This is a genomic window from Acetivibrio sp. MSJd-27 (assembly GCF_018918095.1).
Classification (GTDB): domain Bacteria; phylum Bacillota; class Clostridia; order UMGS1840; family HGM11507; genus HGM11507.
Genome location: NZ_JAHLPV010000052.1, coordinates 1 through 14,645 on the forward strand (window position 1 = coordinate 1; position 14,645 = coordinate 14,645).

Genomic DNA, 14,645 nt, shown 5'->3' on the forward strand with positions numbered 1-14,645 from the left:
GCTGGCCATGTGGAAGTGGCGGGATGGGAACCATGGCACGCTGCATCGGATACTCATGTTTTTATTCCCAATAGACACAAAAACGCGTGGATTCGCTTGATGGAATCCATGCGTTTTTCGACAGGCTGGGCCGGAAGATTCTTTCTTCCGGCTCTTTCATAGTTAAAAACATCTGAGCTTGTGTTCCTTTTTACAGCCACCGCCTTTTGTACAGTGATAGCAGATTTCATTGTCCAACCTTTTTTCATCGAAAAAGTCTTTGATGTTTTGAATGGTTACCTTTGCAATGCCCTCCAATGCTTCATTTGTCAGAAAGGCCTGATGTGATGTAACCAACACATTCGGTAGTGACAGAAGCCTTGCCAAGACATCATCCTGTATGATAGTGTCCGAATTGTCTTCAAAGAACAGTTCGGATTCTTCCTCATATACATCGAGGGCAGCACCTCCCACTCTTTTGCTTTTTAAAGCTTCCAAAAGGGCTTCGCTGTCAATCAGCGCACCGCGTGAGGTGTTGATGATGATGGCATTCTCTTTCATAAGCTTGATGCTGTGATCATTAATGATATATTTGGTATCTTTTGTGAGCGGGCAATGAAGTGATATAATGTCGGATTGGCTGCAAAGTTCATCGACGGACACATATTCTGCTTTCAGATTTTCTACTGGATAAGGATCGTAAGCAAGAACTTTCATCCCAAATCCATTGCAGATATCCACAAACTTTTGACCAATTTTTCCGGTTCCGATTACTCCTATTGTTTTTCCATGGAGATCGAACCCGGTCAATCCGCTTAGACTGAAATTAAAATCTTTGGTGCGGTTATAACCCCTGTGTATTTTTCTGTTTAGGGTAAGCAACATTCCAATAGCGTGCTCTGCAACGGCATAAGGCGAATAGGCAGGAACCCGCAGTACATGAATTTTCCCGTAAGCTGCTTTAAAGTCGATATTGTTGTAGCCAGAGCAACGCATTGCAATCAGCTGGATGCCATTGTTATATAAGTTTTCTATGGTTCTTGCGTCTATTGTGTCATTGACAAAAGCGACCACGCCATCACAGCCCTTTGCCATAATGGCTGTATCAGGATTTAGCTTATTTTCGAAATATTTAAACCGGATTTCATCTGTGTCCTTCAGCTGCTGCTCAAAGCTCTGTTTATCATAGGGTTTCGTGTCATAAAATGCAAGTGTTTTCATAATATCCTTTCTCTCCTCTCTTTGTCTATATTATATGTAGAAGAAAGAATTCTATTAGATTTACAAAAAGAAAAACAGCCTGTAAAAAAGTTTTATTTAAAAACTCGCTTCAAGGTCCTCCGTCACTGCAGACGATTGGAAAATGAATTTTTCATATGTGGTGAGAATCACTCTCCCACATTGCGAGATGGAAACGCTTATAAGGCATCTTTTGCTGTACAAAAGCGTTTCAACATAAAACTTTTTTGCAAGCTGTAATTTCATATGAGAGCGTTTTAAAAAGTTACTGTTTCAATTCAAAAGAATCACAGTCGGTACATTGTTTCATAGTAGGATTCGATTCATGCGTACCTACCATAATTTTGTCCAGCGAACAATAATTTTGTGTTTCGCAGTGGTGTTTGCACTGAGTTACTGTGCAGCCAATGCTTTGATTTGCTTTACAATCCATTTTTATCACCTCCGTATAATTTTTATTTTAACCAATTTTTTTTATTATATGATTCCAAAATTTTAAAAAAATTTTACATAACCTGTCGAAAGCCCCAATCCTTAGAGGTTGAATCGAAAAGCGGAAGTATGGTATAATGGGCCCAGTCTTGTTCAAACAAGGCACAAATGTTATAAAGGAGGAGATACAATGCGTCTGCGAGTGATAACCTTTCTTATGATGATTATCCTGCTGACCACAAGTTTTACAGCTTTCGCCAAGGAAATTTATGATTTGGAATCTCCGATTTGTGTGAAAGTCAATGGTACTTATTTGAACATGGATGCTGAGCCATTCATGGTAAACAACCGCACTTATGTGCCAATACGTGCCTTAGGGGAGGCCCTGGGTGCAAATGTATATTGGAATGCAGGCACGCAAACCGCTACCATTCAAAAAGCGGATACCACGATTCAAATGCAGGATGGAGCTGCATATGCTACAGTGAATGGGACAAAAAAATATTTGGAAAATGGAATTAAAAAGCGGGAAGACCGTTTATTTGTTCCTGCCCGCTTTGTCGCCGAAACTTTTTCAGCCTATGTTGATTGGGATGAAATGAGCTATACGGTGAATGTCTATAAAGACGGCATATCAGTCCCCTCTTACTTACAGAGTAGCCGCTCATACAGTGATGATGAAATATTCTGGCTTGCTCGGATTATATATGCGGAAAGCCAGGGAGAACCTATGTCGGGCAAAATTGCTGTGGCAAATACCGTGCTAAACCGTGTGAAAAGCAGTGAGTTTCCCGACACCATCTACGGCGTTATTTTTGACAGAAAATATGCTGTACAATATGAGCCAACATCCAATGGTACGATTTACAATACTCCTGATGCGCAGAGCGTGGCTGCTGCAAAGCGTGCGCTGGAGGGGGAGAGCATAGTGGATGATTGCCTCTATTTCTTGAATCCGCGAAAAGCCACAAACAGTTGGATTATTCGAAACAGACCATATTATATGACGATCGGAAATCATGATTTTTACCGTTAAGAAAAGGGGCTTATTACCAATAATGGCCAGTCCTGTTTCAAACAGGACTGGCCGTTTCCTATTGGGATGAGATAACTAGCTGAAAAAATTTTTTACAATAGACAAATGGCTTACAAATTCCATATTTTAAAATAAAAATTTGTCATTCTGAAAACTAATTGCACAAATCCGCACAGCTTTCTATGTTATAAAAAATTATTTTTTTCCTTGCATTTTGTTTCAATTTATGTTATGATTAAAAGCGTAGATGGAGGCATAGCTCAGTTGGTTAGAGTACTTGCTTGACATGCAAGGGGTCACTGGTTCGAATCCAGTTGTCTCCACCAGGTTTACGCAGAATCGGGTAAATTTAATTACTCGATTCTGTTTGTTTTTAAAAGCAAAATTATTTTAAAAATTAAAATATATCTATTGTTTTTTTCTTTTTTTATGATATAATATAAGTACATATGGGGGTGTAGCTCAGTTGGGAGAGCGCTTGCTTCGCATGTAAGAGGCCAGGGGTTCGAATCCCCTCATCTCCACCAATCAAAAAGAGAGCACACACGGTGCTCTCTTTTTGATTGGTGGAGAATTTAAATAGGGGTATTACAAATCCTGGAGAACAGAAAAGCTAAAAAATTTTCTGCGGCAAGCTTTATGATGTGAAGACAAAAAGCTTTTGTATAGAAGAGAAAAGGTACAATGTTGAGTGCACGTTAAATTTGATGCTGAATCTTTATTATTATTTAAAAAATTATAACTAGATGAAACGCTTTTGCAGGGCAAAACCACGACACAAACGTTTCAACCTTGCGAAGCGGGGGATATCTGACAAAGTTTATAATTTAAAGGTATTGATTATGAACGAGAGAAACAAATTTGTTAAAATTGTAAATGTTTTATCTGCAACGGCAATGCTGGTGTTTTTTTCCTTTTTCATTTATATGTCTTTTTTCGAAAATATTTCGGTTTATCAGGCTAGAGAGCCGCGTTCATTTTATACAATTGAAAATATAGATGAGAAAGTAATAAAGGACTCAGCTGCGCCTGCCGGTATCAAGAAAGAATATACTTTTGTTATTGACGATGCTGATACGAATGAAAATTGTCTTGCATTTTATGTTGTTCATCATTATGCAGAAGTATATTTTGATAATGAACTGATATATAGTTTAAATGTAGATGAAAATAATAAGATTGGTAGAACACCAAGCAGCAATTGGGTGGTAGTTCCTATTTATCCACAGGATAGCTCTGTAGTGGTAAAAGTTGTAGCGGTTCCTGTATATCATTCTGTAATCAACCGTGATATCATTTTTAAATTCGGTTCATACCATGAAATATTTATGAATCAGCTTGTGATGGATTTACCGCAATTGATTGCCTGGTGCTTGGAATATTTATGGTAACACTGTACGGTTATTTTAAGTATAATAAAAAGCAATATAAATCAGATCTTTTATACCTTGGTGTTTTTTCTGTTTTGCTTGCTGTTTGGAGAATTACTGATACGAGAATCGCACCATTGCTCTTTACTTCAAACGAAATGGTTTTAGGATACATTTCGGTAGGAGTACTCTTTATTGGTGCTCTTCCATTACTTTTGTTTGTGAGAGACCGGATTGACAAAGCGAAAGCTTTGCCTTTGAATATTACTGCCGCAATAGTTAGCATTATTGCTATTTTTGCTGTTCTGTATCAGGTTCCCGGGAGAATAGAAATTAGGGAGCTTATAGTGCTAAGTCATATTTCTCTTATTGCTTCTTTGGCAATGATTGTATTGACTTTGCTAATTGCTGAAAAAAGTAATCGAAGCAAAAAAAGATACAAATCGTTATACTTTGTGCTGCTCTTAGTTTGCGGAGGAATTTCTGATATCCTTATATTTTATGCGAAAGGAAATTCATCAGGAGTTTTCTATACCATGATAGCTTTTGCTATATATGCCGTGATTGTCGCATATACAAACATAAAAGAAATACGGGACAAGGCGTACATTGATGTACATACTGGATTAGTAAATAAAAATTATTGGGATGAGCTCACAAAAAGAAATATGAAGCGGAATAGTATGATTGGAATTATGATGTTTGATCTCAATTGTTTAAAGTATGTAAATGACACTTATGGACATGAAAGCGGCGATAGACTAATATTTCATTTTGCCAACATTCTTCGCAATTCTGTTTCTCCCGAAAACGTTATATGCCGATGGGGTGGGGATGAATTTACCATTTTGCTTTCAAATACATCTCATGAAAGTTTAGAAAAATATGCACAAGCGATAGAAAATGCAGTTGATAGATATAATAATACGACAGAATATCTGAAAATATATTATTCAGAAGGTCATGCTTTATCAAGTGATTTTGATTCGTTAACTTATGATCAGCTCCTTCAAAAAGCGGATAATATGATGTATAACAACAAAAAAATATGGTATTCTCAAAATAACAATGTTTATAAAGAATAGAGTCAAATTATCTGAAATAGAAATAAAAATATGATGCAATAAAAATTCTGTATATATCTAAAAAAGCAAGCCAACTGGCTTGCTTTTTGGTATTTGGTTAGTGTAATGGAACTTTTCAGAGGGATGAAAAGAACCACATAAAGAGAAAACAAAATCAAAATCCAATAGCAGACATAGGATATAAAGTTCAGTAGTGCCTTTCCATAGTGGAAATATTGAGACTGTTGAAAAAATCGCGGACTTTGTCCGATATCTATTACTGAAGGTGCTGCTAAGTGCAATCATTTTTTATCAGTTTGTCTCTACAGTTAAATCTCTATCGTAAAACCATCATATGCAGTTAAAAAGCCATATTTTTCAGCACAGTTTACTAAGTCAGCATGAGATTTTGCTCCGCAGTTGTGTGAGAAATGAGTGACAATTCCAATTGTACTGCCATCTATGCAGCCGAGCTTTTTCAACCTTTCATGCACTTGTGCTGCGTCGGGAATTCCTAAATGACCGTTCCCAAATTTTTTGGGACCAAACGTGGCATCATAAGCAACAAGATCAATATGCTTTCCCTGCAGATAAGCATACGTTTCCTCCGGAAGCCATCCGGTATCTGTGCAATAAAAGATGGTTTTTCCTTCTTTTTCAATAAGATAGAGCAATGCATCTTCTTTGGGCGCATGAAATGCTTTCAGAGAACAAATGTGATATGCACCGGCAGTAAATTCCGTAAAGGGGTGTATGATATGATAACGCAGATTTTCCTGCACTTCCGGTAAAATTTCGTACTGAACGGTGGAATCAAATATGGACTTACAGGCTTCATTGGAATAGATATCTAATTTCTGCTGTACCATCCCATAAGCATAACAGCTGCCCTTCATCATCAAATCAATCGGTGCAAAATGATCACTGTGGGAATGAGTGATTAAAAGCGTCTCGATTTTTGATAGGTCAATGTTTTGTGAAACAGCATGATAGTAGGTATCACCGGGAAAATCAATCAGAAGATTCTCATCGATTATTGCCTGACTGCGAGTGCGGATTTCTCCCAGTTTTCGGGCTTCCTTACAGGCATCACAATGGCAGAAAACGGCCGGCCAGCCCTCCGCGGCTGCAGTTCCCAAAATTTGAAATTTCATATACGACAACTCCTTCTTTTATTGAAGATTGTTTTATTTTATCATTGTACATAAGTTTTTGCAATGGGAAATTCGATGGATTGGAAATCTGACAATTCGAAATTTTTTATAACATAGGAAATTGCGCGGGATCGTGCGCAATTGCATGTTTCAAAAAACAGCGTGCGAAGCGCGGCTGCGTTTTTCGGAATGAAAAACTTTTTTATTTTTAGTGGAAATTGATGAGAAGATATTAAAAGGTATGAAAGAAGAGAGAAAACTTAAAAATTTTCATTTTACATAAAGAAGAGAGGATAAATACGTTTATATAAATTTTCTTCTTTTCGGAAGACATATTTCTGTTTTGGATAGGAGCGAAAAAGAAGCAATCGTCATGGATTCTTGATGAGTCCATGACGATTTTTTCAAATTTATATTCTTATGTTTCTTATTTCCTTTTTGGACTTGTTTTCAAAAGACATTTTTGTCAAGCGCAAAATTTTTTTACAGCACTTCATTCATATGCTCAAAAGAGCGGGTAATGCTTAAAATACCGTTTTCGCAGGTTAAGCCTTCCTGCTCATAAATCGGTACGGCATGGTTTGTCAGATCAACGATTTTTCTGAAATCGATGGTACCGTCCGGGGCATCTACATTGGTGAAATCCTTAAATTGTTTTAAATGCACCAGATTCATGCGATTTGCATATTTTTTTACATATTCGTAGGGATCCTGCTTTCCCATTGCCACCCAATAAACGTCAATCTGAGCTTTTAGATAACGTGGATCCGTATTTTGATACAGATAATCCAAGCAAACAGTACCATCCTGAATTTCAAATTCGAGGGCGTGATTGTGATAGGAGAGTGTCAAGCCGTTTTTGACACATTCTTCCCCATGCTTATTCAAAATTTCAGCATATTTTTTTGCTTTTTCCAAAGAGTCCATATCTGTCCAAGGACATACAATCTGATCGCAGCCAAGTTCTTTTAAGTAGTCAATTTCTTTTTCTAAATCTTCTTCCATGAGCTTCAGTCCCACATGGGAAGAGACTGCTTTCAAATTCCGTTTTTCCAATTCTTTTTTCATGGTTTTTGCATCGATATCATAATATCCCGCAAATTCCACACCGGAATAACCAATTCGGGCAATTTCGTCCAAAGTGCCGAAAAAATCCTTTTCCAAAAGCCGTGCGACAGAATACAATTGTAAATTAATATTTTTCATATTCGCTGTCCTCTTTTTTGATAAATTTCGAGAAAATGTAATCGTTTACATAGAATACGCAAAAATTATAGCACCATTTTGGATAGGTTGCAATAGTTTTTGCAATTTTTTGTGGTAAAACACAAATGAAGTATATAAGGACAAAAAGTGCAAGAAAGTTTTTTGGAATTTTTTTATTTGAGACTTGCAATTTGAAAGGGAGTATGCTAGGATACCAGTGAGAAATGTAATCGATTACAAAAAGGATGGAGGGAATTCGGTGGCAACCATCAAGGATGTTTCAAAATTCTGCGGTGTCTCTGTTGCAACCGTATCCAGAGTTATTAATCGCGATGCCAACGTCAGGGAATCCACAAGAAGAAAAGTGCTGGAAGCGATTGACGAGCTTCATTACGTGCCGAATGCAATCGCTAAAAATTTGAGAACGGACAAAACGAAACGTATTTTAGTTTTGCTGGCCGGAATCAGCAACCAGTTCTATTCCAAGGTACTGGTAGGAATGGAACGGCGTGCAGAGGAAGACGGATACCGTACAGCGATTGCGATTACGCATAATAATGCTGATATTGAACGCCAGTGCTTTGAAAATTTGAAAATGCATTTTTATGACGGAGTTGTATCGCTGAGTTCTGCATTGGATTCGGAATATCTGAACGATATTTACGATCACTTTCCGATTGCGTTCTGCAGTGAATACGTTGAAAACACAAAAATTCCTTATATTGGGGTTGACAATGAGAAAGCAGGATACGACGCTACAAAATTCTATATTGATCAGGGATTTACAAAGATTGCCTTTATCGGAACAAAATTAAAGTACGGTTCCGCGGCAGAACGTGAACTGGGCTATAAAAAAGCTCTGTCAGACGCGGAAATTCCGGAAAACAAAGACTATATTTTTTATGGAAACTATAGCTTTGATGCCGGTGAAACGGCGGGAAGGCATTTCCTTTCCCTTCCAAAAATGCCCCAGGCTATTTTTTCCATATCGGATGCGATGGCAATCGGTGCAATGAGAGAATTGATAAAAAACGGCATAAAAATCGGAAAAGAGGTTCATATCTGCGGTTTTGACAACACGAAAATTTCAGAGGTATATATGCCCTCCCTTACAACGGTGTCACAGCCGCGTTTTGAGATCGGCTACACTGTTATGGATCGGCTGATACGAAGAATCGAAACAGGCGGGAAAATGGAAACCATAAAACTCACCCATAAAATTATAGTCAGAGAATCTTAGACTGGAGGAAATGAAAATGGAACGAATTGTAAAGGTTGGAATTGTTGGCTGCGGCGGAATTGCAAATGGAAAACACCTTCCGAGTCTGAAAAAACTGAAGGAAGTACAGATGGTTGCATTCTGCGACATCAAACCGGACAGAGCGGAAAAAGCAAAAAAAGAATATGGCACGGAGGATGCAAGGGTTTACACGGATTACAAAGAAATGATGGAAAAGGAAAAAGAGATTGAAGTAATCCATGTGTGCACGCCGAACAGTTCCCACAGTGAGATCACATGCTGTGCGCTATATGCAGGGAAACATGTTTTGTGTGAGAAGCCCATGGCAAAGACAACAGAGCAAGCGGAAGCTATGTTGAAAGCAGCGAAAGAGTCTGGAAAAAAACTTACCATTGGCTACCAAAATCGTTTTCGGAGCGACAGTCTTTATTTGAAAGCGGCTTGTGAAGCGAACGAATTGGGAGAGATTTATTTTGCAAAGGCTCATGCCGTCCGCAGAAGAGCGGTTCCGACTTGGGGCGTTTTTCTGGATGAGGAAGCACAGGGCGGCGGTCCGTTGATTGATATCGGTACCCATGCGCTGGATCTGACGCTTTGGATGATGGATAACTATAAGCCGAAGTCGGTGAAAGGGTCTGTATACCGGAAACTAGCAGATCAAAAAAATACGGGAAATGCATGGGGGGACTGGGATGCGGAAAAATATACGGTTGAGGATTCCGCTTTTGGATTTATCACTATGGAAAACGGTGCAACAATTATTTTGGAATCCAGTTGGGCCTTAAATACATTGGATGTTAAAGAAGCAAAAACGACTCTCTGCGGAACATTAGGCGGTGCAGATATGGACGATGGTCTTAGAATCAACAATATAAAGCATGGAAAACAAAACGTGGAAATTCCGAATCTGGAATCCGGCGGCGTGGCTTTTTATGAGGGCGAAGAAATCAATTCGGATGATATGGAAGCGCAATCATGGATTGATGCGGTCATCCATGACAAAGAGCCGCTGGTGAAACCGGAACAGGCAATTGTGGTTACAAAAATTCTGGAGGCAATTTATAAATCTGCTGAAACAGGAGAAACGATCTATTTCTAAAAAGGTCAGAGAGGAGATTTCATATGAAAGTAGGATTATTCACAACACTTTACCGCAATCAGCCGCTTGAAAAGGTCTTTCAGTTGCTGAATAAGTATGGTGTACATATGGCTGAGATTGGTGCCGGGGGATATCCAGGCATGGATCACTGTAATCCGGATATTTTGCTGCATGATGCAGCAAAGCTGCAGGAGTTCAAGGATCTGCTTTCCAAATACGAAATTGAAATTTCAGCGCTGAGCTGTCATTCCAATCCGATTCATCCGGATGCTGATATCGCAAAACGGGAAGACAGTTATGTAAAAAACACCATTTTAATGGCAGAAAAACTTGGCATTCATCAGATTAACACCTTTTCCGGCTGTGCAGGAGATTGCAAAGATTCCAGATATCCAAACTGGGTAACCTGCGCTTGGCCTGAGGATTATCAAAAGATACTGGAATACCAGTGGGAAGAATGCTTGATTCCGTATTGGACAGATACTGTTCAATTTGCCAAAGAGCATGGAGTAAATAAAATCGGCTTTGAACTGCATCCTGGATTTATGGTTTACAATACCAGTTCTATGCTTCGTATCCGTGAGGCGGTCGGAAAAGAATTGGGAGCCAATCTGGATCCCTCCCATTTGATTTGGCAGGGAATGGATCCGGTTCTTGTGATTCGGGAACTGAAGGACGCCATTTTCCATTTCCATGCGAAGGATACGAAAATCGATTCTCTCAACACTGCCGTGAACGGTGTTTTGGATACGACTTCCCTGGCGGATTTGCCGAAACGTTCGTGGTATTTCCGCACAGTTGGCTATGGCAATGACCGCCTGTTCTGGTGTGATGTCATATCCGAACTGCGCAAGGTTGGTTACGATCATGCGATCAGCATTGAACATGAGGATGCTTTGATGAGTGATACGGAAGGTTTCTTAAAGGCACTGAAGCTTCTTCAGGAAGTTGTGATAGAAACCCAGCCTACCGCTGCTTTCTGGGCTTAAAATGAATTCTATGCGGGAATAACTTGAATCCCTCTGCCGGATAAAAACGGCAGAGGGATTCGATTGAAAGGAGAAGTTTTTATGGATCATAAATTTCGTGCAGGGATTGTAGGCTGCGGAAATATTTTTCCGATGCATGCTTATCCTATATCAAAAAATGACAATGTGGATCTGGTGGCTGTATGTGATATCAAACAGGAAAGAGCGGATGCGAAGGCGAAGGAATTAAGTGCAAAGGCCTACTATGATTATCAGGAGATGATAGAAAAGGAAAATTTGGATGTCATACATATCTGTTTACCCCATTATCTTCATCCCATTGTTGCAGAATATGCTTTTTCCAAAGGCCTGCATGTCATGACGGAAAAGCCGATGTCGATTTATCTGAGGGATGCAAAAGCAATGATAGAAGCGGCGGAGAAGAGCGGCCGCACACTAGGGGTTATTTTTCAGAATCGTTATAACAATTCTACCCAGCTTATCTATAAGGCGTTGCGGGATGGACGGCTGGGAAAAGTAAAATCCGTCCGCATGACTTTGGCCTGGTGCCGCAGTGATGAATATTATTCCAAGAGCGATTGGAAAGGCACTTGGGACAAAGAGGGCGGTGGCGTTATCATCGACCAGGCGATTCATACCTTGGATTTAATGCGTTATATGATCGGGGAAGAAATTGAATTTGTTGATTGCAGTATCAGCAATCGGGCGCATGAAATCATTGAAGTGGAAGATGCGGCCGAAGGCGTCATTAAGTTTCAAAACGGTATATTCGGCGCTTTCCATTGTATCAATTATTTTACCTATGATGCGCCGGTCGAATTGGAGTTTGACTGTGAAAAGGGAAGAGCAAAGCTGACAGCGGATAAGAGTGTGATATATTATCATAACGGAGATAGTGAGGAAGCTCATCCAACAGGCGATTATTTTCACTATGGCAATGTCAAATCCTATTGGGGTGTCTGCCATCAGGTGCAGATCAATCAATTTTATGATGCCCTGAAAAAAGGAGAACAGCCCGAAATCACTTGTTATGATGCACTGAAAACGCAGCAAATGGTCTGCGCAATGTATGAGAGCGGAAAACTGCATAAAAGAGTTTATCTAAAATAAGGGAGCCGTTTTGCGGCTCTTTTTTATAATCTAGGAAATTGCGGCAGAATGAGTTGAAATTTCATTGAGCAAGATAAGATGAAGTCGCAATTTAGCAGATTTCAAAGAACAGCGCGCGGAGCGCGACTGCGTTTTTCAGAATGAAAAATTTTTTATAACATAGGAAATTGGGCAGAATCGTGCGCAAATTCGTGTTTGAAAAAATAGAGTGCAAAGCGTGCTTACAGTTTTTCGGAATGAAAAAACTTTTTTATGAAAACAAATCTTTCTTAAGACTTTCTTATTTTTATCACAAAATTGACACATTTTTCATTTATGCTATAATAGCCTTACAAAAGCAAAATGAAATGAATGAATTCTGCGTGTTAAAGATAAAATAGTATGGAAAAAGAGAGGGGATTTGTATGTACAAAATTTTAGTTGTGGACGATGAGGATAAGATCAGGGAAGTGCTGCGCGAATATGCAGAATTTGAGGGATATGAGGTGACGGAAGCAAAAGACGGCATGGAGGCAGTACGAATTTGCAAAGAAAAGGATTTTGACGTGATTGTTATGGATGTCATGATGCCCAAGCTGGATGGCTTTTCCGCCTGCAAGGAAATCCGTAAATTCAAATCTACGCCCTTTTTGATGCTGTCGGCAAGGGGAGAGGAATACGACAAGCTATTTGGGTTCGAAATCGGTGTGGACGATTATGTGGTCAAACCTTTTTCACCGAAAGAGGTAATGGCGCGCATTCATGTTATTATTAACCGCAACAGCCGGCAGAAATCGGAAGAAAGCAAAAAAGAACTTATAAAATTGGATGGCCTAACAATTGATATAGCTGGGCGGAATGTTTATGTGGATGATGTAAAAGCGGAGATGACGCCAAAGGAATATGATTTGTTGTTCTATTTGGTGCGGAATCAAAATCTTGCGCTGACCCGTGATAAATTATTGAATGATGTGTGGGGATATGAATTTTTTGGTGATGACAGGACGGTGGACACACACATCAAAATGCTGCGCAACAGCTTGGGAAAATACCGTGATTACATTGTCACCCTGCGGGGGCTGGGATACAAGTTTGAGGTGGAAGAAAAGTGAATGGGAAAAAAATTTTTGATTTTAAGGGACTAAAATTCAAACTATGGACCTATTTCCTTTTGTTTGCCGCCGGAATCATGATCGTTTTATGGCTTCTGCAGATTATTTTTATCAATACGTACTATGAAAGTATGAAAATGCGGCAGGTTGAAAAAATAGGAAATCATCTGGTGTCGCAGTATGAAGATTCTGATATCTATCAAAATCTTTTGGAGCAGATTTCTTTTCGCAACGGTTTGATGATAAGAATTGTGGATGAAAACGGAGAACCGATTTTGAGCAATAACATTTTTAACCGTGACAATAACCGCGATAAAAACGGGCGGATGAATCCTTACGAATTTAATATGCTCAAATCGAGAATACAGAACAACGCAGAAAAGACAGTGTGTTTTGTACAGAATGATGAGGGCATGCGGATGCACACAGTAGTTTTTGGCGCTGTTCTTCAGAATGATGACGGAAGCAAGGCATATCTTTCCATGTATGCTCCGCTTGCACCGATAGACGCCACAACACAGGTTTTGCAGAATCAGTTGTTGATTGTGACGATTCTGTCCCTTGTATTCGCTTTTATTTTATCCTATTTTATTGCAAACCGGCTTGCAAGGCCGATTTCAAAAATTACAAAGTCTGCCGGAAAACTTGCAAAAGGGGATTACAGCGTTGTGTTTGAACATGGTGATTATACCGAGGTAAACCAGTTGGCCGAGGTTTTGAATTATACCACCCAGGAATTGTCGAAAACAGATGAGTTGAGACGGGATTTGATTGCCAATGTATCTCATGATTTGCGCACGCCTCTTACCATTATCAAATCTTATGCGGAGATGATTCGGGATTTGTCGGGTGATAATCCGGTGAAGCGGCAGGCGCATACACAAGTCATTGTAGACGAGTCCGATCGGCTTTCCGGATTGGTCAGTGACATGCTGGATTTGTCAAAACTGGAGTCCGGGACCTTAAAGCTGAATATATCCCGATTCGACATGGCGGAAACCGTGAAAGAGATCATAAACCGTTTTGCAGTATATCAGCACCGGGACGGCTATGTTATCACCTCAGAATGTGACGAAAGGGCTTGGGTGGAAGCGGACGAACTCAAAATCAGCCAGGTAATCTATAATCTGATTGGAAATGCGGTCAATTATACAGGAGAAGACAAAACCGTTCATATTGCCGTAAAAGTGCAGGATGGAAAGGTTCGTTTCAGCGTATCAGATTCCGGAGAGGGAATTGCAAAGGAAGAGATCGACCGCGTCTGGGAACGGTACTATAAATCCAGCCATCGGCATAAAAGAGCGGCTGTCGGTACAGGAATCGGTCTTTCGATCGTGAAAAATATTCTTCTTTTACATCATGCGGAGTTTGGAGTGAATAGCAAGGTGCATAAGGGCTCGACCTTTTGGTTTTCCTTGAACAAAGCAGATGGAATGAAAGAGGATGCCCTTTTGTAACGGGCATCCTCTTTTAAGACAAAACGGTGTTAATTCAAAGAGTAATTTTTAGTATCTAACGAGTCTTTTACAAAGATTGTGTAAACCTCCAAACAGGTATATAATAAATACTGAGTTTGGAGGTTTTACTATGCCAAGAAGAAAAAGAACGCCGGAGGAAATCGCACGCAAAGCAAAAG

General features: G+C 39.6%; 13 protein-coding genes and 2 tRNA genes. 11 read left to right on the forward strand and 4 right to left on the reverse strand.

What is annotated here, in order from left to right:
- Window positions 1-162: 162 nt before the first annotated feature.
- Both KQI32_RS12000 and KQI32_RS12005 read right to left on the reverse strand, forming a co-directional pair.
- Entirely contained in the window at window positions 163-1,200 is a 1,038-nt protein-coding gene (locus tag KQI32_RS12000; protein ID WP_216425624.1) for a 2-hydroxyacid dehydrogenase, read from the reverse strand.
- A gap of 283 nt (window positions 1,201-1,483) precedes the next feature.
- Entirely contained in the window at window positions 1,484-1,651 is a 168-nt protein-coding gene (locus KQI32_RS12005) for a DUF1540 domain-containing protein (RefSeq protein WP_216425626.1), read from the reverse strand.
- A gap of 189 nt (window positions 1,652-1,840) precedes the next feature.
- On the opposite strand from KQI32_RS12005, the gene KQI32_RS12010 reads away from it, so the two are divergent.
- From KQI32_RS12010 to KQI32_RS12030, 5 genes are all read left to right on the forward strand, one after another.
- Window positions 1,841-2,686, forward strand: a complete 846-nt coding sequence (locus KQI32_RS12010; protein WP_216425633.1) for a stalk domain-containing protein — start codon at window positions 1,841-1,843, stop codon at window positions 2,684-2,686.
- Between the two features lie 249 nt (window positions 2,687-2,935).
- Window positions 2,936-3,012 (forward strand) — tRNA-Val (locus KQI32_RS12015).
- Between the two features lie 125 nt (window positions 3,013-3,137).
- Window positions 3,138-3,213, forward strand: a tRNA-Ala gene (locus tag KQI32_RS12020).
- A 315-nt stretch (window positions 3,214-3,528) separates the two neighbouring features.
- Window positions 3,529-4,077 (forward strand): hypothetical protein, encoded by a 549-nt coding sequence (locus KQI32_RS12025; protein WP_216425635.1) that lies wholly within the window; start codon window positions 3,529-3,531, stop codon window positions 4,075-4,077.
- A complete protein-coding gene (locus tag KQI32_RS12030; protein WP_216425637.1) occupies window positions 4,071-5,141 on the forward strand; it encodes a GGDEF domain-containing protein in 1,071 nt (356 codons plus the stop codon). Before KQI32_RS12025 ends, KQI32_RS12030 begins: the two co-directional genes overlap by 7 nt.
- A 308-nt stretch (window positions 5,142-5,449) precedes the next feature.
- Here the strand turns inward: KQI32_RS12030 and KQI32_RS12035 are convergent, their stop codons facing one another.
- Together KQI32_RS12035 and KQI32_RS12040 are read right to left on the reverse strand one after the other, a co-directional pair.
- On the reverse strand, window positions 5,450-6,274 hold the full coding sequence (locus KQI32_RS12035; RefSeq protein WP_216425639.1) for an MBL fold metallo-hydrolase: 825 nt from the start codon (window positions 6,272-6,274) through the stop codon (window positions 5,450-5,452).
- Window positions 6,275-6,757: 483 nt separating this feature from the next.
- The gene (locus tag KQI32_RS12040) at window positions 6,758-7,480 is read right to left on the reverse strand and encodes a sugar phosphate isomerase/epimerase (protein ID WP_216425640.1); all 723 of its coding nucleotides are present in this window, start codon (window positions 7,478-7,480) and stop codon (window positions 6,758-6,760) included.
- A gap of 259 nt (window positions 7,481-7,739) precedes the next feature.
- Between KQI32_RS12040 and KQI32_RS12045 the strand changes: the two genes are divergently transcribed.
- The 6 genes from KQI32_RS12045 to KQI32_RS12070 all read left to right on the forward strand — a co-directional run bounded on the left by KQI32_RS12045 (window position 7,740) and on the right by KQI32_RS12070 (window position 14,466).
- Window positions 7,740-8,720: a LacI family DNA-binding transcriptional regulator gene (locus KQI32_RS12045; RefSeq protein ID WP_216425642.1), complete on the forward strand. Its 981-nt coding sequence runs from the start codon at window positions 7,740-7,742 to the stop codon at window positions 8,718-8,720.
- Window positions 8,721-8,736: 16 nt separating this feature from the next.
- Entirely contained in the window at window positions 8,737-9,819 is a 1,083-nt protein-coding gene (locus KQI32_RS12050; RefSeq protein ID WP_216425644.1) for a Gfo/Idh/MocA family protein, read from the forward strand.
- A gap of 23 nt (window positions 9,820-9,842) precedes the next feature.
- A complete protein-coding gene (locus KQI32_RS12055; RefSeq protein ID WP_216425646.1) occupies window positions 9,843-10,808 on the forward strand; it encodes a sugar phosphate isomerase/epimerase in 966 nt (321 codons plus the stop codon).
- A gap of 81 nt (window positions 10,809-10,889) precedes the next feature.
- Entirely contained in the window at window positions 10,890-11,918 is a 1,029-nt protein-coding gene (locus KQI32_RS12060; RefSeq protein WP_216425647.1) for a Gfo/Idh/MocA family protein, read from the forward strand.
- 404 nt (window positions 11,919-12,322) lie between these two features.
- Window positions 12,323-13,009: a response regulator transcription factor gene (locus KQI32_RS12065; RefSeq protein ID WP_216425649.1), complete on the forward strand. Its 687-nt coding sequence runs from the start codon at window positions 12,323-12,325 to the stop codon at window positions 13,007-13,009.
- Window positions 13,006-14,466 (forward strand): cell wall metabolism sensor histidine kinase WalK, encoded by a 1,461-nt coding sequence (locus KQI32_RS12070; RefSeq protein WP_216425651.1) that lies wholly within the window; start codon window positions 13,006-13,008, stop codon window positions 14,464-14,466. The genes KQI32_RS12065 and KQI32_RS12070 overlap by 4 nt, the downstream gene beginning before the upstream one ends.
- The last annotated feature ends 179 nt before the right edge of the window (window positions 14,467-14,645 follow it).